We start from the raw sequence: 21316 nt of genomic DNA, 5'->3' as shown, positions 1-21316 counted from the left end.
TCGTCCCACAGGCTGGCTGCTAGGCGAAGATACGCTCGAATTCATCCGTGAAGTCAGCGGACGCGGGCTGAATCTTGATCAGAGTACGGCAAAGTTCGAGCAGCTTGCGTGCGGTCTGAAATAACATGTCGCTGAGGTCGTGGAGCAGATTGAAATGCTCGGCGACGTCTCGGTAATCCGTGGCATAGTCATGTGCTGCCATGTTGCGAACCATGCGGCAGCGCTGCCAGTCGTCCATGGAGTCGATCACGCCCTGTTTCTCGAAGAAGGCGAGAACCTTCAGGAAGCTGTCGGTAGGTTCCCCCATCAGCAGGGCACTGTGTCGCATGGCGGAAGCCAAGGAATCTTGAAGCTTGGCGAATCGCTCGTTGATGGCGGCCAGGGTTTCGTAAAGGTCGACATCCTTCTTGCGTGATTCCAGTTCGTCAGCATTGATGGGCCATTCGAGCTTGCCATCTGACTGGTGAAGGAACCATGCACAGCGCTGAATGGCTTCGAGCAGCCTGGCCAGGTGTCGGCGCTGTTCTTCAAGCAGATCGTGCGTCATGCCGCATCGTCCAATGGGTGGCCTTGGGAGAGAGCAATGGCCTGGAAAGGAGATGGAACCCTATCCCGGGAATAAGACAGAAGATCCACTGGCAGGTAGAGTTTCGCTTCAAGCTTACCTTTGATCTCGGCCAGAGCGAGGCGTGGCAGGGGGTTGGGCGAAATGAGCAGAAGATCGAGATCACCGCCCTTTCGGGTGTCGTCCAGGCGGGAACCGAACAGCCGCACCTCGACGTCCGCTCCAGCGATGCTGCGGACTGTCGAAAGGATGATATGGATCTGATCGTGTGTTACGCGCATTGCTACTCACCCCATCAATGGCATGATGAGTCTAGCATTTTTTCACGAGCAGTCGTCGAGCGAGGCCCGGCGTGACCGTCACGGTATCCATGCATTTCGTCAACGAGCTGTTTCACGGCGTGCCCGTCGTGGAACGTGCCCGTGGGAGCTATCTCGAGCGTGCGGGGATCTCGCCGTTTCTGCTCGCGGCACCCCACGGGCGTGTCACGGTTGAGCAGTTCGCCACGCTCTACCGGCTGCTGGTGAACGACTTTGACGACGAGACACCGGGTTTCTTCGCCCGGCCGTTGCGCAGCGGCACCCTCAAGCTGCTTTGTTTGAGCGTACTGGAAGCGCCGACGCTGAAGGTGGCCCTGCATCGCTATACGCTGTTTTTTCGGATCGTGCTGGACGACTTCGGCTACGAATACAGCGTCGAGGACGACCTGGTCCGGGTCGCGCTGGTGGAGCATCGGCCGCCGGCGGGCAGCCGTATTCTCGTCCATGAGCTGATGCTCAAGCTGTTCCACGGCATCGCCTCGTGGATGATCGCGCGCAAGATCCCGCCGATCATGATGGAGTGCGCCTATGCCCAGCCGGCTCACAGCGCTGACTATCTCTATTTCTACCCGGGCAAGGTCCTGTTCGACCGTCCCGAGACTGCCATGTACTTCGATCGGTCCCTGCTGGAACAGCCGATACGCCAGACCAAGAAGCACCTGGGCGCCTTTCTGCGTCGGGCACCCGCCGACTGGTTCTACGTCTCCCTTGCCGATCGGCTGGTCTCGCATCGGGTGCGGGAGCATCTCTCGCAACACCTGGCTTCCTCGGGCTCAGTGCAGGACGTGGCTGCCGCGCTCCACATGTCGGTCAGGACCCTTTCCCGGCGACTTGCCGCCGAGGGTACCCATTTCCAGGCGGTCAAGGACGAGTTCCGGCGCGACTTCGCCATCCAGGCGCTGACCCGCACCGAGCGGCCGCTGCTGGGTATATCCGATGACCTGGGCTTTGAGGACCTGGCCTGCTTCAGCCGTGCCTTCAAGGCATGGACCGGCAACTCGCCCGCCGCCTATCGACGGGCGATCGCGTCCTTGCCTCAGCAGGCCTGATACGCCTCTCATGAGTCCGGTCGCCTGGCGAATGCGCTGCTTCAGGTCGGCTCGACCTTGGCCTGATCCCGTGCCAGCTCCTCACGCCGGGTCCAGCGGCGATAGAAGACGGTGGCAAAGGTGGAATTGATGACGATGAACAGCGAATACATGACAGGTATCAGCAGGATGAGCTGCTGGGTTTCATCGGCAAAAGTCATGATGACAATCAGCGCTGCCAGCGGACCATTCTGAATACCTGTTTCCAGCGACACCGTTCTGGCTTTCTGGGGGTTCAGCCGCAGCACGCGGGAGAAAAGGTAGCCGAAAGCGAAACCGATGAGGCCGATCAGGATGACAGCGGCGTAGACTTCCCAGCCGGTTTCCACTAGCAGACGCCAGTTTCTTGGCACCCAGGTAACCACCAGGAAGAGGATGACGATGGCGCCGAGAATTCCGCCCATCAGCTCTATCACGGCGCCGATATTCGAGTTCTTGCGACGCAGCCACATGCCGATAAGCGTGGGAATCAGCAGCACAAAGAGTAGCCGGGCGATCTGATCCGGCGGGATACGGAAGGCATCATCAATGCCCTGGGTGTAGAACTCCATCAGCAAAGGCACCATGACAAAACCGGCCAGGGTGGAGCAGATGGTCATCATGATGCTCAGACTGAGCAGGCTTTTCGAAAAGTAGGCGAATATATTCGATGTCGTACCGCCGGGCATGCAGCCGATCAGCACCAGGCCCACTGTTTGCTCAGGCGTCAGATTCAGCACGCGAGAGAGCAGGAAGGCGATCAACGGCATCAGCATGTACTGGGAAGCAAAACCGACCCCAACGGCTTGAGGGTGGCGCATGGCCAGCCTGAAATCCTTGAAGGTCAGCGATGACCCCATGCCAAACATGATGATCACCATCATGATGGACAGTAAGCTCTCTTCCAATGGGCTCAGCATTCTTTATGCTCCAGCTTTGTTGTTATCAACTCTCTGACAAATCAACCGATCAGTCACTCGTGACTGTGGCTCGCACTTCTTTACGCAAGACCTTGCCGACCGGTGTCTTGGGCAGCTCGCCCCAGAACACGACTTTCCTGGGCACCTTGTAGGCAGCCAGCTCCTGCTTGCAGTGCGCGATTACGTCCTTCTCGGTGATGCCCTCCTCGCGCAGAACCACATAGGCATGGACGGCTTCGCCGGTCTGCTCATTGGCGACACCAATGACCGCTGACTCCTGCACCTGTGGAATACGGGCGATACAATCCTCGACTTCATTGGGGTAGACGTTGAAGCCGCTGACAAGAATCATGTCTTTCTTGCGATCGACAATCTTGAAATAGCCGTCTTCAGCCATGACACCGATATCGCCCGTGTAGAACCAGCCATCCTTGATGGCACTGGCGGTTTCCTCGGGACGATTCCAGTACCCTTTCATGACCTGAGGACCACGCACGATGATTTCGCCCGGCTCACCGACCGGCACCGGCTCGCCCTGCTCATCGACAAGGCGCACATCGGTTTGCGGTGCCGGTATACCGATGCAGTCTGGGCGCTCCTGGCCGATGGGGTTGAAACAGATGACCGGGGAGGTTTCCGTCAGCCCATAGCCCTCGGCAATTGGACTGCCGACCACCGCACGCCAGCGCTCGGCGACAGCCTTGTGCAGCGCGGTGCCACCGGCCAGTGCCACCTTCATGGAGGGAGGGGGATAGACGGTGAACCACTCCTCGTTCAGCAGGGCGTTATAAAGCGTATTGACGCCAGAGATCCACGAGATGGGGTAGTTGTCGAAAGCGCGCTGGCAGTTCTGGATGGGTCGCGGGCTGGGCACCAGAACGTTGTGCGCCCCTTTGTGATAAAACGCCAGCAGGTTAACGGTGAAGGCAAAGATGTGGTAGATCGGCAACGCCGTGAGGATGCACTCCTTGCCCGGTTCGATGTGATCACCGGCGACGGAGTCCACCTGCTCCAGGTTGCTGATCAGGTTGCCGTGGGTAAGCTCGGCGCCCTTGCTGACCCCGGTGGTGCCCCCGGTATATTGCAGCAAGGCGGTATCCGAGCGGTCCAGATGCTGCCAGTACTGGCTTACATCGATGCTGTGGGCGGCCTTCGCTTCTCGTCCTCTGCTCAGTGCCTGATCGATGGTGTCGACGTCCAATGAGTGCCTGGGGAGCACCCGGTTCCAGTATTTGAGCACCAGCTGCAATACGCCCTTCACGGCAGGGGGGAACCACTGGGCTATAGAAGTGACCACCACCTGCTTGATCTCGGTCCGCTCGAGGATAGATTCCAGCTTGTCGATGAACATATCGACAATGACCAGGGCCTGCGCACCGCTGTCGTTGAACTGGTGTTCCATTTCCCGCTTGGTGTAGAGCGGATTGACGTTGACCAGAATACAGCCGGCCTTGAGGATGCCGAAGGCTACAACGGGTAGCGTCAGGCAGTTGGGCATCTGTACGGCCACGCGGGTGCCGGGCTCCAGCTTGACGCATTCGCGTAAATAAACGGCGAAGGCATCCGACATTTCTTCGACTTCGCCGTAGGTCAGGCGACCATTCATGCCATTGGGCATGCAGGTGGTGAAGGCGAGCTGTTGGCTGTAGGTGTTTCCCGCCGCCTGAATGAGCGCAGGCAGGTTGTCATGCAGGTGATGGCTGGCAGATGCTTCACCCGTTTCGGAACGGGCGGCCCGGTAGTGACTTGCCCAGGACTTGTTATTGTAATAATGAACATTCGACATGAATGGCCTCTCGTGAATGCCCTCTGGGGAAGGGCCTGGCTGTTGCACAAGGCGGTTCTATCTGCCGGCACGGCGACTCAGGCCTGTTTTATTGCCTTCATGCATACAGTAACCAGCTCTGCGGCTGAACAACAGTTGAACAGCAGCAGTCCAGGTCGCTGGGCGCCCCCTTCCTGCCACTGCCTGCCTGGCTCACACCTCCTGGCGAATGCGCTTCTTGTCGAGCTTGCCCACGCTGGTCTTGGGAATCTCGTCGACGAAGCGGATGAACGAGGGAATCGCCCAGCGGTTGATCTTGCCCTGGTCGACGAACTGCTGGAGAAACGCCTGCACCTGCTCCGCCTCGGGGGGGTGGTTGAGGTCGCTGGCCACCACCAGGGCCGCGGGGCGCTCCCCCCACTGGTCGTCGGCGACACCGATCACCGCGACCTCGGAGATCCCGGGGTACTGTCCGATCAGGTTCTCCAGGTCCAGCGACGACACCCACTCACCTCCGGTCTTGATCACGTCCTTGATGCGGTCGCGGATCTGCAGGAAGCCGCGCTCGTCCAGGGCCGCCACGTCGCCGGTGTGCAGCCAGCCATCGCGCCACAGCTCCTCGCTGCGGGTCTCCTCCTTGTAGTAGCTCTGGGTCAGCCAGGGCGCCCGCACCCGCACCTCGCCGATGCTCTCGCCGTCCTGGGGCAGCGGGTTGCCGTCCTCGTCGACCACTTCGAGACTCACCAGCGGCACCGCGACACCCGCCTTGCAGCGCCAGGGCAGCTGGGTCTCGAAGTCGGCCTGGTCGATGTCCCGGGGCAGGATGTCGGCGGTAAGCAGCGGGCAGGTCTCGGACATGCCGTAGGCGCTGCGGGTATCGATGCCCAGCTCCCACGCCTTGCGGCACAGCGGCTGGGTCAAGGGGCTGCCGCCCACCAGCACCTTCCAGCCACTGAGGTCGACCTTGCCCGAAGCGATGGCATCGGCACTGACCACCATGTTGAGCAGGGTGGGCACGCAGTGTGAGAAGTCGACCTTCTCGCCGACCAGCAGCTTGACCAGCATCTCCGGCTCGTAGCGCCCGGGGTAGACCTGGGTGGCGCCCATCAGCGTGGCGGTATAGGGCACACCCCAGGCGTGGACGTGGAACATGGGGGTGATCGGCATGTACACCTTGTCGCAGTTGAGCAGCTCGAAGCCCGGGGTCTGGAAGGTGCTGGCCTCGGCCAGGGTATGCAGAACCAGCTGGCGATGGGTGAAGAACACGCCCTTGGGGTTGCCGGTGGTGCCGGTGGTGTAGAACAGCGTGGCGATGGCGTTTTCGTCGAAGGTGGGGAAGTCGTAGTGGCCTGGCTGCTCGGCCAGCAGCGCCTCGTACTCTCCGGCCAGGTTCAGCGAGCTCTCCACCGACGAGGGGGCATCCTGGCACAGCAGGTAGCCACGAATGCGCGGCAGTTTGTCGGCCAGCGGCTCGAGCAGTGCCACGAAGTCCTCATGCACCAGCACGAAGTCGTCCTCGGCGTGCTCCATGGTGTAGTGGATCTGCTCCGGCGCCAGGCGCACGTTCACGGTATGCAGCACCGCGCCGATCATGGGGATGGCGAAGAACGCCTCCAGGTAGCGATGGCTGTCCCAGTCGAGCACCGCCACCACGTCGCCGGCCTTGACGCCCTGGGCCGACAGCAGGTGGGCGAGCTGATGGACCCGCTCGCGGAAGCGGCGATAGTCGTGGCGGGAGAGGTCGCGGTAGACGATCTGGTTGTCCCCGGCCATGCGCACGCCGGAGTCGAGCAGGTCGCCGATCAGCAGCGGCGGGTTGGTGGCCGAAGGCGTGGCGGGCAGGATCTTGGGTGTGACGCTGTTCATGTGCGGCTCCTTGTCGTTGTTTCCGTCCAGGCTTCGCCTGTCGCTCAGCGTTGGCGCTCGATGAGTAGCGCAATGCCCTGGCCGCCGCCGATGCACAGGGTAATCAGCCCGTAGCGGCCGCCGGTGCGCTCCAGCTCGGCCAGCGCCTTGAGCACCAGGATCGCCCCGGTGGCGCCGACCGGATGGCCGAGGCCCACGGCGCCGCCGTTGGGATTGAGGCGTTCGAGGGGGAAGTCGAGCTCCCGGGCCACCGCCAAGGCCTGGGCGGCGAAGGCTTCGTTGGATTCGATCACGTCGATGTCGCCGATGGTGAGCCCGGCCTGGGCCAGGCAGCGCTTCACCGCGGGGATCGGCCCGAGGCCCATCAGCGAGGGCTCGACCCCCGCGACCGTGCCGGCGACGATCCGCGCCCGGGGCGTCAGGCCACGTCGGCTGGCCTCGTCGGACTGTGCCAGCACCAGGCTGGCGGCGCCGTCGTTGAGGCCCGAGGCGTTGCCGGCGGTGACCAGCCCCTCCTTCTGGAAGGCGGGCTTGAGCTTGCCCAGGTCGGCCAGGGTCACGCCGTCGCGCACGTGCTCGTCGCGGTCGAACTGGCGCTCGGCCTTACCCTCGCGCACCGTGACCGGCACGATCTGGCCGTCGAAGCGACCCTCGGCAATGGCGTGGGCGGCCTTGTGGTGGCTCTCCAGGGCGAATCGGTCGACCTCCTCGCGGGTCAGGCCGAAGCGGCTGGCGATGTTCTCGGCGGTGACGCCCATGTGGCCGCTGCCGAAGGGGTCGCTGAGGATGCCCAGGGTCAGGTCGGTGACGCTGGCGTGGCCCATACGCAGGCCGTTGCGGGCCTGTGGCGGCAGCAGGTAGGCGCCGCGGCTCATCGATTCGGCACCCCCGGCCAGGGCGAAATGGCTGTCGCCCAGGGCGATCTGCTGGGCGGCGGAGAGCAGCGCCTGCACGCCGGAGCCGCACAGGCGATTGACGTTGAATGCCGCGGCACCCTCGGGCACCCCGGCCTCCAGGGCGATATGACGGGCCAGATAGGCATCCTGGGGGCCGGTGGTGATGATATGGCCATAGACCGAGTGGTCGATGGCACCGGCCTCGATGCCGGCACGGCGGATGGCTTCGCGGGCGGTGATGCTGCCCATCTCATGGGGGGCGAGGCCGGCCAGGCTGCCACCGAAGCTGCCGATGGCGGTGCGGCCCCCGTCGAGAATGACGACTGAGTCGAATAGCATGGTCTGTCTCCTGAATGACGGATTCCGAGCCTGGCGTCAGCCCGGCGTGGCACCCCTGCCGAGCAGCGAGCGCGCGATCACCTCCTTCATGATTTCGGAGGTGCCGGCGTAGATGGTCTGGATCCGCGCATCCACATAGAAGCGCGAGATCGGATACTCCCGGGTATAACCGTAGCCGCCGAAGAGCTGCAGGCAGGCATCGATATTGCGGCACTGCATCTCGCTGAGCTCGAGCTTGAGGATGGCGGCATCGGTGCTGCTCATCTCGCCGCGGCGATACTTGGCCACGCAGTGTTCGAAGTAGGCGCGGCCCATGTCGATCTTGGCGCGCACCTCGGCCAGGGTGAAGCGGGTGTTCTGGAAGTCCCCCACGGCCTGGCCGAAGGCGCGGCGCTCCTTGACGTAGTCCAGGGTCAGCGCCAGGGCGCCCTCCATGGCGCCGAGCGCCTGGGCGCCAACCCCCAGGCGTTCGCGGGGCAGTTCCTGCATCAGGTAGCGGAAGCCGGCGCCCTCGTCGCCGAGCAGGGCGTCGGCGGGAAGTTGCAGCCCGTCGAAGAAGAGCTCGGCGGTATCGCTGGCGTGCTGGCCGATCTTCTTGATCGACTTGCCACGGGAAAACCCCGGCAGCGAGGTGTCGACCAGGAACAGCGACACCCCCTTGGCCCCGGCGGCGGTGTCGGTCTTGGCGCAGACGATCACCATATCCGCCACCTGGCCGTTGGTGATGAAGATCTTGGCGCCGTCGAGCTGCCAGCCCTCGTCGGTGCGTTGGGCCCGGGTCTTCATCGCCGCCAGGTCGCTGCCCGCATTGGGCTCGGTCATGGCGATGGCGCCGATGGCCTCGCCCCGGGCCATGGCCGGCAGCCACCTCTCCTGCTGCGCCGGGGTACCCACATGCAGCAGGTAGGGCATGACGATATTGGCGTGGATGTTGTAGGCGCTAGCCAGCCCGCCGAACCCCTGCCGCGAGATCTCCTCCAGGGCGAACTGCGTGATGGCGAAGTCGGCGCCGCTGCCGCCGACTTCCTCCGGCAGGTCGATGCCCAGCAGCCCGGCCTCGCCGAGCTTGTGCCACAGCGAGCGCGGCATCTCGCCCAGCTCTTCCCACGCCTCGTAGCAGGGGGCGACCTCCTGCTCCAGGCAGCGCCGGATCATGTCGTGGAACAGGGCGGTCATGTCGTCATCGGGTGTGCTCATGGTCAGGCGTGAAGCTCCTTTCTCAGTTGGCGCTTGAGGATCTTGCCCGCGGTGCTCTTGGGCAGGGCGTCGGCGAAGAGGATTCGTTTGGGCACCTTGTAGGGCGCCATCAGGCCCCTGGCGTGGGCGATCAGCGCCTCCTCGCTTGTCTCGCGGCCCTCCTTGAGCACCACCACGGCGGTGATCGCCTCGATCCACTTGGCATCGGGCAGGCCCACCACGGCCACTTCGGAGACGGCGTCATGCTTGAAGAGGGCTTCCTCGACCTCGCGGCTGGCCACCACGATCCCGCCGGTATTGATGACGTCCTTGATGCGGTCGACGATGTAGAGATAGCCCCCCTCGTCGAAGTAGCCCACGTCGCCGGAGTGGAACCAGCCGCCGGCGAAGGCCTCCTCGGTCATCTCCGGCTTGTCCCAGTAACCGGTGAGCAGCTGGGGCGAGCGGTGCACGATCTCGCCGTGCTCGCCGGGTGCCACGTCGTTCATCTCCAGGTCGACGATGCGCGTCTCCACCGTGAGGATGGGGCGACCCGCCGAGGCCGGCCGTGCCGCATGCTCCTCGGGGCGCAGCACGGTGGCCAGCGGGGCGATCTCGCTCTGGCCGTAGCAGTTGTAGAGCCCCACACCGGGAATGCGCTGCTGCAGTTCTTCCACCACCGATACCGGCATGATCGAGGCTCCGTAATACGCCTTCTTCAGTCGGCTCAGGTCGTGGCTGTCGAAGTCGGGGTGGCGCAGCAGGCTGATCCACACCGTGGGCGGGGCGAAGAAGGAGACGATGCCTTCACTGGCGATCTGCGTCAGGCAGTCGTCGGGCAGCGGCGCTTCGCGCAGGTGCACCGGGGCGCCGAGCAGCAGGGCCGGCATCAGGAACACATGCATCTGCGCCGAGTGATAGAGCGGCAGCGCCGCCAGCATCGGCTCGTCGCCCTTGATGTCGAGCTCCACCATGCAGGCCATGTACTCGGCGAGCAGCGCCTGGTGGGTCATCATCGCCGCCTTGGGTGCCGCGGTGGTGCCCGAGGTATAGAGCAACTGGGCCAGGCTGGCCCCTTCCACGGCCACGTTCGGCTCGCTGTCGTCGCTCTCGGCACTGTCTCTGTCGAGGGCCAGCTGCAGCACGTCGAAGCCTTGTGCCTCATCGGCATGCAGGGTGCCCGAAAGCGTGAGTCCGAGCCCTTCGCTCGCGCTTGTCACGGTGTCGGCCAGGCTCAGGTCGCTGAGCAGCCCGGCCGCGCCGGACTGCTCGAGGATATAGCGCAGCTCGTCGGCGCTCAGGGCGAAGTTGATCGGCACGTGCACCAGGCCGGCGCGGGTGGCCGCCAGCCAGGCGATCACGTAGGCGTCGGAATTCTTGCCGTACACCGCCAGGCGATCGCCGGGAGAAAGGCCCGCCGCGAGGAGCCGGTTGGCGACCCGGTTCACCGCCCGGTCGAGTTCGGCGTAGTGCCAGCGGCGCTCATCGAAGGCCAGCGCCAGCCTGGTGGGGTGCTTGCGGGCGCTGCGGCTCAGGGCGGCACCGATGGTGTTCTGCTGGATGCGTGATGATGTTGTCGTTGTCATGTTGATCGGTTCCTGGAGCTATCAGGCATCGTGGGTCGTATCGAAACGTCGGCTGGGGCTGGCCGACTCGGCCGTCGTGACGATGCCTCGGCGCTTCCCCCGGCTTCAGCCGGGGGCATGGGAGATTCATCGGCGCAGAGCACCCACAGCAGGGAGGCGCTGGCACGCGATGGTGAACCAGGGCGAGAAACGCTCATGTCACGTCTCCGGTCACGGCGCTCAGGCATCGTTGTTAACCAGGTGGCACTGGCTCGCTGACAGCGGGCGGAAGGCTTCCTCGGCCGGGATGGTACGCACGATCCGGAACAGGTCGTCCTCGTCCTGCGACTCTTCCGGCGACTTCACCTCCACCAGGTACATGTCGTGGACCATGCGGCCGTCCTCGCGGATATAGCCATCGGTGGCGAAGATATCGTTGATCGGGGTTTCGGCCATCTGCTGGCGCACCGCCTGGGCCTCGTCGGTGCCGATGGCGTCGATGGCCTGGAGATAGTGCAGCGTGCTGGAGTAGAGCCCGGCATGAACCATGGTCGGCATGCTGCCGGTGCGTTCGCGGAAACGCTCGGCCCAGGCGCGGGTCTCGTCATTCAGGTCGTAATACCACGCCTTGGTGAACTGAAGCCCCTGGGCGGCCTCGAGCCCGATGCTGCGCACGTCGGTACTGAACAGCACCATGCCGGCGAGTATCTGCCCCGCCTGGGTGATGCCGAATTCACCGGCGGTGGCGATGGCGTTGACGGTGTCGGCGCCGGCGTTGTTGAGCGCGATCACGTCGGCGCCCGATGCCTGGGCCTGCAGCAGGAACGACGAGAAATCGCTGGTGGGGAAGGGGTGTCGCGCCTTGCCCACGATGGTGCCGCCGTTCTCAGTGACGACGCGCTCCACGTCACCCTCCAGGGCGTGGCCGAAGGAGTAATCGGCGCTGAGCAGGTACCAGCTGGCGTTGCCCTCCTGGGTGATCGCCTTGGCGGTACCGTTGGACATGGCCCAGGTGTCGTAGACCCAGTGGATATGGTTGGGCGAACAGCTCTCGTTGGTGACCCCGGAGGAGACGGCACCGTTGACCAGCCCGAGGCGGTTCTGTTCCTCCAGCAGCTTGACCGCGGCAAGTGTGACCGATGAGGCGACCAGCCCGGTGACCATGTCGATGTTTCGCTCGTCGATCCATTCGCGCACGATGCTCGAGCCCACGTCGGGGCTGTTGCGGTCGTCGGCGCTGAATACCACGACATCGGCACCGGCTACGCTGCCGCCGACGTCCTCGATGGCCATTTCGATGGCATCCAGCCCCTGGGGGCCGATGGGGTCGCGGTACGGGCCCGACATGTCGGCCAGGTAGCCGATGCGAATCTCGTTGTCGGTGATCTCGGCAGCACCGGCGTGGCCGGCGAGCATGACGGAGGCGGCGAGTGCGCCCATGGCGAAGCGGTGGGTAGCGTGCATTCTGTTGCCTTGTGAGTTGTTGTTGTACGAGCCGTCGGTTATCGACGGTGCTGGATTCAAGTTGTGGATAACCTGTGTATTTTCGTGTGAACTTTTGTGCGTAAGGTGTTGGCTGGATGTGGATGGCTCCATTCCGGCCGATCCGGCGCTGTTTCATGGTAGGAGGAAACCCACGCTGCGGTTTTACGCATCACGCCACTCTTTTTGCATTTCGTGCCATTTTTTTCGGCAACATGAAGTGCTAAGACTTTGGTCTTAATGGTGATCATCATGCTGCGTGCGGCTTTCTGCTCAGTAAGATATTGAGAATCAATATGTTGAGTGAATTTTTTGGGAAGGGGTACGATGCCATGGCAAAGGCAGCGTTACAAAACATGCCAGTTTTCTGAAAGCGCGTGGCATGTAGCAAGAGCGAAATTGCTGTTTGAAAGGAAGGGATGGCCTGGCAAGCCTTGAAAGCAACAGGGGCGCCGTTGGCGCCCCCGCTGTGGTTTACGCTGCCGCTAGCGGCGCGCTTGGTATCGCCGGTCAGTGGCTATGCCCATGGTCGTCGTCATGTTCATGTTCATGTTCATGTTCATGGTCATGGTCGTCATGGCTGTCGCCGTGCCCATGATCATCATGGCCCTCTTCGGCAAGGGCGTCATGCAGCACCTGGGCATTGTGACGCATCATGCCGAGGTAGGTGCTCGCGTCGCCTTCGGCGGCCAGGGCGTCGGCGTAGAGGGTGCCGGCGATGGGCAGGCCGGTCTCCTCCGACAGCTGGTTGATGATCGCCGGGCTGGTCATGTTCTCGTGGAACAGTGCCTTGACGTTCTGCTCGCGAATCACGTCGATCAACCGCGCCATGTCGGCGGCGCTGGGTTCGGCTTCGGTGGAGAGCCCCACCGGGGAGAGGAAGCGCAGGCCGTAGGCATTGGAGAAGTAGCCGAATGAGTCGTGGCCGGTGATCACGCTGGTAGAGGCGGGAATCTCGCCGATCAGCTGCCGAATCTCGTCATCGGTGGCCTGAATCTCGTTGATATACCGCTCGGCATTCTCGCGGTAGGCGGCTTCGTTGTCAGGGTCGGCCTCGATCAGGCCTTCGAGGATATTGCCGACATAGACCTGGCCCATGGCGAGGTCCTGCCAGGCATGGGGATCGTGTTCGCCATGCGCATGGTCGTGGTCATCGTGGCCGTGGTCGTCATGGTTGTCATGATCGCCGTGGCCGTGGTCGTCATGATCGTGTCCATGGTCATCGTGGCCGTGGTCGTCATGATCGTGTCCATGGTCGTCGTGGCCGTGATCGTCATGATCGTGCCCATGGTCGTCGTGGCCGTGATCGTCATGATCGTGTCCATGGTCGTCGTGGCCGTGATCGTCATGATCGTGTCCATGGTCGTCATGGCCGTGATCGTGTCCATGCTCATCATGATCGTCATGGCCATGTGCCTTGTCATGGTCGTGGCCATGGTAGTCGAGCTTGTCGATACCGTCGGTAGCCGTCACCAGCGGGCCGGCGTAATCGCTGGAATCGATCAGGCGCTCCATCCAGCCTTCGAAGAGCAGGCCGTTGAAAACCACCAGGTCCGCATCGGCCAGGTTACGGGCGTCACGGGGGCTGGGCGAGAAGACGTGGGCATCGCTGTCCGGGCCGACCAGCGAGGTCACCTCGACGTGTTCGCCACCCACGTTTTCAACCATATCGGCCAGGATGCTGAAGCTGGTGACGACCTGTACGCGTTCGGCGGCGAAGGCGGCAGGCAAGGCGAGCATGGCCGTGGCGCCGATCATGAGGGCGGAGGGCTTGATATTACGCATGCGAGAACTCCTTGGCTTGTTGTCGGGGTTTATGCAGCAATCAGTGAGGTTCGGGAGCGCCAAGCGGCGCCGCGCGTCGGCGCAGTCGCGCAGTCAGGCTGTGGTGGCGGCCGAGCAGGGCGGAGAGCATGTAGCCCACACCGGCCAGCAGGATGATGGCGGGGCCTGAAGGAATGCTCAGGTGATACGACAGCAGCAGTCCGCCGATACTGGCGATCATGGCGAGCAGTATGGCGGTGCCGATCAGCCCCTCCAGGCGCTTGCTCCAGAAGCGCGCCGTCGTGGCCGGGAGCATCATCAGGCCCACGGCCATCAAGGTACCCAGGGTCTGGAAGCCGGCGGTCAGGTTGAGTACCACCAGGCCGAGGAAGATCCCGTGAACCAGGCCGCCATGCATGCCCTGGCCGCGCAGGAACAGCGGGTCGAGGCACTCCACCACCAGGGCGCGAAAGATGAGCGCCAGGGTAATCACGATCACGCTGCTGATTGCCGCGATCAGGATCAGGGCGGTGGTGTTAACGGCAAGGATCGAGCCGAACAGCACATGGGTCAGGTCGACGCTGCTGCCGCCCAGTGACACGAGCATCACCCCGGCTGCCAGCGAGATCAGGAAGAAGCTGGCCATGGCGGAGTCTTCCCGATGGCCGGTCATCTGCGACACGCTACCCGCCAGCATGGCCACCAGCAGCCCCGAGAGCACGCCGCCAAGGCTCATGATCGGCAGCGAGAAGCCGGCGAGCAGGAAGCCCAGCGCCACGCCGGGAAGAATGGCATGGGCCATGGCATCGCCGATCAGGCTCATGCCCCGCAACATGAGGAAGACCCCTATGGGGGGCGCCGCCAGCGACAGGGCCAGGCTGCCCACGGCAGCGCGCCGCATGAAGCCGTAGTCGAAGGGGGCGATCAGCCACTCGTAGAGCAGCGCTAGCATGTACTGACTCCCGGGATGCCCAGCGTCAGCCGGGCAGTGCCGGCAACGGGTGCATGGCCCTCGACAATCGCCTGAGGCGAGGTCCAGTGGGCGTGGCCGTTGGCCAGTACCACGACCTCGTCGGCCAGCCGCGAGAGCTGCTCCATGTCGTGCAGCACCACAATCAGGGTGGCGCCACTGGCGGCCATGTCACGCAGCACCGTCATCAGTACATCCACGGTTTCGCTATCGACATTGGCGAAGGGTTCGTCGAGCAGCAGCAGCTCCGCTTCCTGCATCAGGGTTCGGCCGATCAGGGCGCGCTGGCGCTGGCCGCCGGAGAGCTCGCCCAGTGGGCGGTGCGCCAGGTGCGAAATGCCCAGGCGTGCCATGACCTCGCGGCCGCGGCGATAGTGGCGGGCGCAGTACCCGACGAGCGCCCCGTGGCTTGGCCAGCTGCCGGTCATGACCAGCTCTTCCACGCTCATGGGGAAGGTGAGGTCAAGGGCCAGCTGCTGTGGCAGCCAGGCGCGGCGCTCCTTGGGCACCGAGCACGCCACGCGGCCGGCCACCGGCTTGAGCATGCCCATGATCCCCTGGATCAGCGTGCTCTTGCCGGTGCCGTTGGCACCCACCAGCGCAGTGATGGCACCGTCGCGAAAGCGGCCGTCCACATGCTCGAGCACGGTGCGATTGGCCTGGGCCAGCTGTAGGTCGTGCAACTGCAGTCGGGAAGTGGCTTCCTGCTCCATCAGCCCCACCACCCTGCCGCCCAGGAGACGGCTAGCCAGAGTGCGGCCAGCGGTGCGGCGGCCAGCAGCAGTCGGCGCGTGGCGGAAAGCGACATCAGAGAGAAATGGCAAGGCCCTTCCTGGCGGTGTCGGTGTGAACGTGAACTATGTGCCATGGGGTTGGTCTCTCGGCGCGATAATCTAGGATATAACATAACAAATAAGACGGCCGGCGGGGAGGGGCTCACCCTTTTTCGTGACGCAAAACCCGTTGGGGCGTGCGCCGGCGAACCAGCACGCCGTTGCAGGGACCGAACAGCACGGAGAGCGCATAGCCCGCGCCCGTCAGCAGAACGATGGTGGGCCCGCTGGGCAGCCCGGCGTGATAGGAGACCAGCAGCCCCGTGATGCTGCAGGCCAATGCCCAGCCGATGGCGATGGCGATCATTCCCTCCAGGCGCTGGCTCCAGTAGCGCGCCGTGGCCGCCGGCAGCAGCATCAGGCCGGCGGCCATCAGCGTACCCAGGGACTGGAAGCCCACCACCAGGCTGAGCACCACCAGGCACATGAACAGCCCATGGGTCCAGCCGGCATGCCTGCCCTGAAGCGTCAGGAACTGCGGGTCCAGGCACTCCATTACCAGCGCCCGGAAGCTGATGGCGAGACCAACGAGGACCAGGCTGCTGACCAGGCAGACCAGCAGCAGGGTGCGGCCGTCGACAGCGAGTATCGAACCGAACAGCACATGCCCCAGGTCCAGGGCGCTGCCCGAGAGCGAGATGATCATGACCCCGGCGGCCATGGCCACGAGAAACAGGCTGGCCATGGCGGCGTCCTCCTTCAGGCCGCTGAACAGGGTCACGCTGCTGGCCGTGGCCACGGTGACAAGCCCCGCTGCCACGCCACCCAGCATCATCAGCGGCAGCGAAAAGCCGGCCAGCATGAAGGCTACTGCGACGCCGGGCAGAATCGCGTGGGAGAGCGCCTCGCCCATCAGGCTCATGCCGCGCAGCATCAGCAGCACGCCGAGGATGGGGGCGGTCAGTGACAGCGCCATGCAGGCCACCAGGGCCCGGCGCATGAAGGTGTAGTCCAGCGGCGAGATGACCCACCAGAGGAGCGAATCGATCATCAGGATTTCCAAGAAATGTTATAACATAACAATAACGAGAGCGAGGCTATTGTGCAAGGGGTCTACAAGGCAAGGGGTCTACAAGGCAAGGGGTCTACAAGGCAAGGGGCCGGGCATTGGCAAACCGAGGGCAAGGTCCGTCTCGCCCTGGCTCGGCATGAATTCAGTAGCGCAGTGCTACCCCGACCTGGTTCGGCGTCACCAGCAGGGCGTATTCGCCGTTCAGGTGCATGTCTCCCACCGACACCCGGGCAGGCTGGAAGCGGTTGATCGCCGCGGTTGCCTGGCGCGGCTGGCTCTGCAGCTGCAGTTCGCTGATCAACATGCCGGTCGCGAAGTTGATCGCGCCGTCGCGACCGCGCCCATCACCCACGCCGATCAGCAGCCCCGAGGCCGTGTTCACGGCCAGCGAGCCCAGTCGGGCTTCCAGGCTGCGGCGACGACGCTCCTCATCGGCGACCGAGTGCATCAGTTGCCGGGCCCGGTCGATATCCTGATCGCCATCACGCAGCTCACGGTAGGCCTGTGGGTGCGGCTGTCGATCCATCAGGGTGCCGCCCAGCGCCAGGGCCGACTTCACCACGCCCACCCGGGCATCGTAGCGATCGTCGCGGCTGCTCGATTCGCTGGCCTGATAGGCGTTCACCGCCAGTGTGGTGGCATACACCCCCGCCCAGCCGTATTGCCAGTAGTTGGCGTGCCGCTCGCCCCGGGCCAGGGCGTCTTCGTAGGCCTGGAATTCCTGGGCGGCGGCGAAGGGGGCGAAACCGGCCAACAGCACAGCGACCAGGCAGGCAAGCAGGCGTGACGAGGACATGGACATCTCCAATGGCGAGTGTTGCTATTTTTTTCGACCAAAGCGGAGCTACCGACAGTGACCGGCATGAAGCGATACCGTAGAGTCTAGGCGTTGTCTAAAAAGGCGGCGAGCGAAGATCAGACTAGGCAAAAATTGACGAAAAGACGGAGTTTACGCGGTGTAAATGAGTACTTTGAGTCAATTTTTAACGCCGTATGGCCAAGCGCAGCCAGTTTTTAGGCAAGGCCTGAGAATATGTCATCTGGAGAACCCAATGCGACCGCCGCTCGACGATACCGCGCTGGATATTGCCTTCCGTGAAGCGCGTACCCACTACGGCTTTCGCAATGAGCCCATTGACGAGGCACTTCTGCGCCGTCTCTACGACCTGCTGAAGTGGGGCCCGACCTCCATGAACTGCCAGCCGTCGCGCTATGTCTTCGTGACCAGCGTGGAGGCCAAGTCCCGGCTGCTGCCCGCACTTTCCGAAGCTAACCGGGACAAGGCCTACCAGGCCGCTACTACCGTGATCGTGGCCATCGACACCTGCTTTCACGAACACCTGCCGACGCTGTTTCCCAGCTCACCCAACGCACGGGATCGCTTCGCGGCCAATCCCGAGACGGCCAGCGAAACGGCCTGGCGCAACGGCACCTTGCAGGGTGGCTACCTGATAATCGCCGCCCGCATGCTGGGGCTGGACGTGGGACCCATGAGTGGCTTCGATAACGCCATGGTCGATGCCGAGTTCTTCCCCGACGGCCGCTACAAGAGCAACTTCCTGGTCAACCTGGGTATTGGCGACCCCGAGAGCCTGCGCCCCCGAGGCCCGCGCTTGGCGTTCGACGAAGTGGCCTACGTGGTCTGAGACCGACCAGTCGGGCCTGGGCTTACTCCTGCCGCGCGGCTTCTTCGCCATTGTCTTCCAGGTGGAAGCGCGGTGCGACCGGCTCTTTCACCAGTGGCTGGATGGCGTTCAGGTAGGTTCGGCCGCTCTCACGGACACGCTGGCCGTCGCCTTCGGCGGCGCTGCTCTGTACTTCCTCCATCAGGGTGGCCATCTCACCCACTTCCTCATGGATCAGCGCCAGGGCATTGGCCAGGTTAATGCTCATCTGCTCGATAAGGGCGAGTTCCTCTTCGCTCAGTTGCTCCTTCTCCAGCAGCACGTCGAGTCTGGCATTCTCCAGCACCAGCAGGTCCATGGCCGTTTCCAGGTCGGTCGCTGCCTGGCCCGCTCCTTGTTGCCCATGGTCATCGGCGTGGGCAGCCGTTGCCATAAGGGCGACGAGAAAACCGGATATCAACAGTTGCTTCATGGCGTTTTACCTCCTTGAAAAACGACAGTGGCAACTATCAGGCTAGGTGGCAGTCCGGCTGGCAGCAAGGTATGGCTATGCACGCTCGCTACTCAGGGCTTCTCGAGTTCGAATTCCTCGGTATCGATATCCGCCTGCTGCTCCGCGCCGTAGCGGCCGCCGGCTACCTGATCCGGGGTCAGCATGGCGTTCAGCCGGGTGACGGTGGCCGCATCCAGGTCGAGCGTGCCCGCCGCCAGGTTCTCGCGGATGTGGGCTATCGAGCGGGAGCCGGGAATCGGAATCACGTCCTCTCCTTTTGCCCTGAGCCAGGCCAGAGCCAACTGGCCGGAGGTCACGTCCAGCGCCTTGGCGACGGCCTGGAGCTGTTCCAGCTGACGCAGGTTGTGTGGCAGGTTCTCGGCGCTGAAGCGCGGCATGGTTTGGCGAACGTCGTTTTCCTGCAGCTGCGCGGGGTCTGTCACGGCGCCTGCCAGAAAGCCCCTGCCCAGGGGGCTGAAAGCCACCAGCGCCGTGCCTGCCTCCCGGCAGGCCGCGATCAGCGCGATCTCGGGGTTGCGGGTCCACAGGGAATACTCCGACTGCACCGCCGCAATGGGGCGCTCGGCTACCGCGCGGCGCAGGGTGGCCGCAGATATCTCGGAGAGCCCGATGGCGCCTATCTTGCCCTCGTCCACCAGCCGACCCAACGCACCGACGCTCTCTTCGATGGGCACCTGAGGGTCCAGCCGGTGGAGGTAATAGAGGTCCAGGTGTTCGGTACGCAGGCGCTTAAGGCTCGCCTCGCACTGCCGCTTGAGCGTCTCGGGACGCCCGTCGATCACACGCTTGCCCAGCTCCGGGTCGATGGCCATGCCGCATTTGCTGGCCAGCATCACCTGGTCGCGCTTGCCCGCCAGGGCCTGGCCCACCACCTTCTCGTTGGCCGTTGCCCCGTAAAGCGTCGCGGTATCGAAGTGTCGATAGCCCATGTCGAAGGCCTCTTCCAGAGCACGAATTGCCTCGGGCTCGGGTACGGGGCTGCCGTAGCCATGGGAGAGGTTCATGCAGCCCAGGCCAATGGGGGGCGAGGCAACGTCCTTGAGGCGATCAAAGAGAGTCGACATGGTGATCCTTGTGGGTGGCAGGGGGAAGGCGCACAGCAGGGCCGGCGGCGGTAATGCCTCATCATGCCGAGGGCGGGTGGGGCATCGCAAGGTGGTGAACCGAAACAGTCACCATCGGTGGCATCAACGACTGCTGGGGTAGCTCACCATCGATTGCATCGACGCTTGTTGGAGGTAGCTTCAGCTCGCGACGGGCGGAGGTTGCCAGCGGCTTGGGATCGGCCGCTTGCTTAGGGTTGAGGGAAGGGCAGGAGACGAGCCGAAACAGCCACCATCGAGTGCATCGACGCTTGTTGGAGGTAGCTTCAGCTCGCGACAAGCGGAGGTTGCCGCGGGCCGGTGAAGGCAGCTCGGTATCGGCAGTTGCCGGAGGTTTGAGCGAAGGGCAGGAGAGGAGCCAAGACAGCCACCATCGAGTGCATCGATGCTTGTTGGAGGTAGCTTTAGCTCGCGACGGGCGGAGGTTGCCGTGGGCCGGTGGGAGCGGCTTGGGATCGGCCGCTTGCTTAGGGTTGAGGGAAGGGCAGGAGACGAGCCGAAACAGCCACCATCGAGTGCATCGACGCTTGTTGGAGGTAGCTTCAGCTCGCGTCAGGCGGAGGTTGCCGCGGCTTGGTGTGGACGGCTTGCATAGGTAAGAGCGAAGTAGGGAGTCGGTCGGTTCGCTGAGCTAGGTCCATCGGATCCACTTGGCCAAGGCCTCGCGATTGGCGATCTCGATCTGCTGAGCGCGGGGATCGACTTCGGAGTGGTTCGGGTTGACGCCAAGCTCACGTAACGCATAGAGCACCAGCGGGCCGCGACAGCGCAGCAGCAGCTCGCCATGCTCCATACGATAATCTCTGGCCACCAGCTCCCGCTCTGCCTGGGGTAGACGCCGGTCCGGAATCAGCTTCACCTCCACATAGGCATGCCATTGCGAATCCTGATTGCCGCCATGTTCACCAAGCATGTCGCCACAGGGTTCCGGAATGCCGCGAAACCGGCTCAGCACGAAATCCCGAAACGCAAGATTTTTCTCGCAGAAAGCCCTTACATGCCAACGCCTTGAGGCGAATACAAGGGTGTGGGGAACGATAATATGGTCCTCTCCAGTCGGGCTGGAAAATGAGGCGTAATTGACTTCCAGACGAACGCCCTGCCGTGACGCCTTGACCAGCTCACGCACAACCTGTGGTGATACCTCGCGGCTGGGTAAAGGCAGCGACTCGGTATCGGCCGCGCCGAGCCCTAGCCCCGCAAAGGGCGAATCGAGATTGTGATCCGAACCCAGTAGATGTAGGTACTCTTCGACCCGGCCACGAGTGAATTGGGGCGAGAAATCATCGGCCGGCAAAAACCCCTTGCGGGATTCGTCATACGTCAGGTTGTCCGGCGCAAGTACCCGATATTGCTTGAGAACTTTCTGCGCCTGCTGGCGCCCGATGCCGAAGGCCTTTCCCAGCTGTGAAGAGGCCACTCGGCCCTCCCAAAGAGCCAGAATTTCGATCAATCGGTAGCGGGCAAGAGTGTCCCAGGGCAGTGGCGCAATATCGAGCATGTCAACTCCTCGTGCTGCTCTTTGAAGCTGTGA

The 21316-nt window shown here is 63.5% G+C and carries 19 protein-coding genes; 2 read left to right on the top strand and 17 right to left on the bottom strand.

The genetic code is table 11. From position 1 onward, the window contains the following. Positions 1-19 precede the first annotated feature (19 nt). Positions 20-547 carry a hypothetical protein gene (locus tag KZO25_RS10910; protein WP_223136989.1) on the bottom strand — a complete coding sequence of 176 codons (528 nt, stop codon included), beginning with the start codon at positions 545-547 and terminating at the stop codon, positions 20-22. Further along, a complete protein-coding gene (locus KZO25_RS10905) occupies positions 544-846 on the bottom strand; it encodes a nucleotidyltransferase domain-containing protein (protein ID WP_066452048.1) in 303 nt (100 codons plus the stop codon). Before KZO25_RS10905 ends, KZO25_RS10910 begins: the two co-directional genes overlap by 4 nt. 71 nt (positions 847-917) lie before the next feature. On the opposite strand from KZO25_RS10905, the gene KZO25_RS10900 reads away from it, so the two are divergent. Continuing rightward, the gene (locus KZO25_RS10900) at positions 918-1934 is read left to right on the top strand and encodes an AraC family transcriptional regulator (RefSeq protein WP_223136988.1); all 1017 of its coding nucleotides are present in this window, start codon (positions 918-920) and stop codon (positions 1932-1934) included. A gap of 41 nt (positions 1935-1975) precedes the next feature. Here KZO25_RS10900 and KZO25_RS10895 read toward each other — a convergent pair whose 3' ends face one another. From KZO25_RS10895 to KZO25_RS10840, 12 genes are all read right to left on the bottom strand, one after another. Further along, complete coding sequence (locus KZO25_RS10895) at positions 1976-2872, bottom strand: bile acid:sodium symporter (RefSeq protein WP_066452047.1); 897 nt, start codon at positions 2870-2872, stop codon at positions 1976-1978. 49 nt (positions 2873-2921) lie between these two features. Then, a complete protein-coding gene (locus KZO25_RS10890) occupies positions 2922-4658 on the bottom strand; it encodes an AMP-binding protein (RefSeq protein ID WP_223136987.1) in 1737 nt (578 codons plus the stop codon). Between the two features lie 192 nt (positions 4659-4850). Beyond that, on the bottom strand, positions 4851-6503 hold the full coding sequence (locus KZO25_RS10885) for a fatty acid--CoA ligase (RefSeq protein ID WP_223136986.1): 1653 nt from the start codon (positions 6501-6503) through the stop codon (positions 4851-4853). A 44-nt stretch (positions 6504-6547) separates the two neighbouring features. Continuing rightward, complete coding sequence (gene bktB, locus KZO25_RS10880) at positions 6548-7738, bottom strand: beta-ketothiolase BktB (RefSeq protein WP_223136985.1); 1191 nt, start codon at positions 7736-7738, stop codon at positions 6548-6550. Between the two features lie 36 nt (positions 7739-7774). Then, a complete protein-coding gene (locus tag KZO25_RS10875; RefSeq protein WP_223136984.1) occupies positions 7775-8935 on the bottom strand; it encodes an acyl-CoA dehydrogenase family protein in 1161 nt (386 codons plus the stop codon). A 2-nt stretch (positions 8936-8937) separates the two neighbouring features. Next, the gene (locus tag KZO25_RS10870; RefSeq protein ID WP_223136983.1) at positions 8938-10500 is read right to left on the bottom strand and encodes a fatty acyl-CoA synthetase; all 1563 of its coding nucleotides are present in this window, start codon (positions 10498-10500) and stop codon (positions 8938-8940) included. A gap of 219 nt (positions 10501-10719) precedes the next feature. Beyond that, on the bottom strand, positions 10720-11943 hold the full coding sequence (locus tag KZO25_RS10865; protein WP_223136982.1) for an ABC transporter substrate-binding protein: 1224 nt from the start codon (positions 11941-11943) through the stop codon (positions 10720-10722). 528 nt (positions 11944-12471) lie between these two features. Further along, complete coding sequence (locus tag KZO25_RS10860) at positions 12472-13746, bottom strand: metal ABC transporter solute-binding protein, Zn/Mn family (RefSeq protein ID WP_223136981.1); 1275 nt, start codon at positions 13744-13746, stop codon at positions 12472-12474. Between the two features lie 40 nt (positions 13747-13786). Continuing rightward, entirely contained in the window at positions 13787-14677 is an 891-nt protein-coding gene (locus KZO25_RS10855; RefSeq protein ID WP_066452042.1) for a metal ABC transporter permease, read from the bottom strand. Beyond that, entirely contained in the window at positions 14671-15408 is a 738-nt protein-coding gene (locus KZO25_RS10850; protein ID WP_223137097.1) for a metal ABC transporter ATP-binding protein, read from the bottom strand. The genes KZO25_RS10855 and KZO25_RS10850 overlap by 7 nt, the downstream gene beginning before the upstream one ends. A gap of 223 nt (positions 15409-15631) precedes the next feature. Then, positions 15632-16519 carry a metal ABC transporter permease gene (locus tag KZO25_RS10845; protein WP_223136980.1) on the bottom strand — a complete coding sequence of 296 codons (888 nt, stop codon included), beginning with the start codon at positions 16517-16519 and terminating at the stop codon, positions 15632-15634. Positions 16520-16682: 163 nt separating this feature from the next. Further along, a complete protein-coding gene (locus tag KZO25_RS10840) occupies positions 16683-17336 on the bottom strand; it encodes a hypothetical protein (RefSeq protein ID WP_066452039.1) in 654 nt (217 codons plus the stop codon). A 256-nt stretch (positions 17337-17592) separates the two neighbouring features. Here KZO25_RS10840 and KZO25_RS10835 point away from each other — a divergent pair, with 256 nt between their 5' ends. Further along, the gene (locus KZO25_RS10835) at positions 17593-18186 is read left to right on the top strand and encodes a malonic semialdehyde reductase (protein WP_223136979.1); all 594 of its coding nucleotides are present in this window, start codon (positions 17593-17595) and stop codon (positions 18184-18186) included. A 22-nt stretch (positions 18187-18208) separates the two neighbouring features. Here the strand turns inward: KZO25_RS10835 and KZO25_RS10830 are convergent, their stop codons facing one another. The 3 genes from KZO25_RS10830 to KZO25_RS10820 form a co-directional block, all read right to left on the bottom strand. Then, on the bottom strand, positions 18209-18637 hold the full coding sequence (locus KZO25_RS10830; RefSeq protein ID WP_223136978.1) for a DUF6746 family protein: 429 nt from the start codon (positions 18635-18637) through the stop codon (positions 18209-18211). Positions 18638-18729: 92 nt separating this feature from the next. After that, positions 18730-19743: an aldo/keto reductase gene (locus KZO25_RS10825; RefSeq protein ID WP_223136977.1), complete on the bottom strand. Its 1014-nt coding sequence runs from the start codon at positions 19741-19743 to the stop codon at positions 18730-18732. 670 nt (positions 19744-20413) lie between these two features. Further along, positions 20414-21283 (bottom strand): WYL domain-containing protein, encoded by an 870-nt coding sequence (locus KZO25_RS10820; protein ID WP_223136976.1) that lies wholly within the window; start codon positions 21281-21283, stop codon positions 20414-20416. Between the last annotated feature and the right edge of the window lie 33 nt (positions 21284-21316).

It is taken from the genome of Halomonas sp. ANAO-440, from assembly GCF_019915905.1.
In the GTDB taxonomy this organism is placed as follows: Bacteria; Pseudomonadota; Gammaproteobacteria; order Pseudomonadales; family Halomonadaceae; genus Halomonas; species Halomonas chromatireducens.
This window is presented reverse-complemented; position numbering and strand designations above follow the sequence as displayed.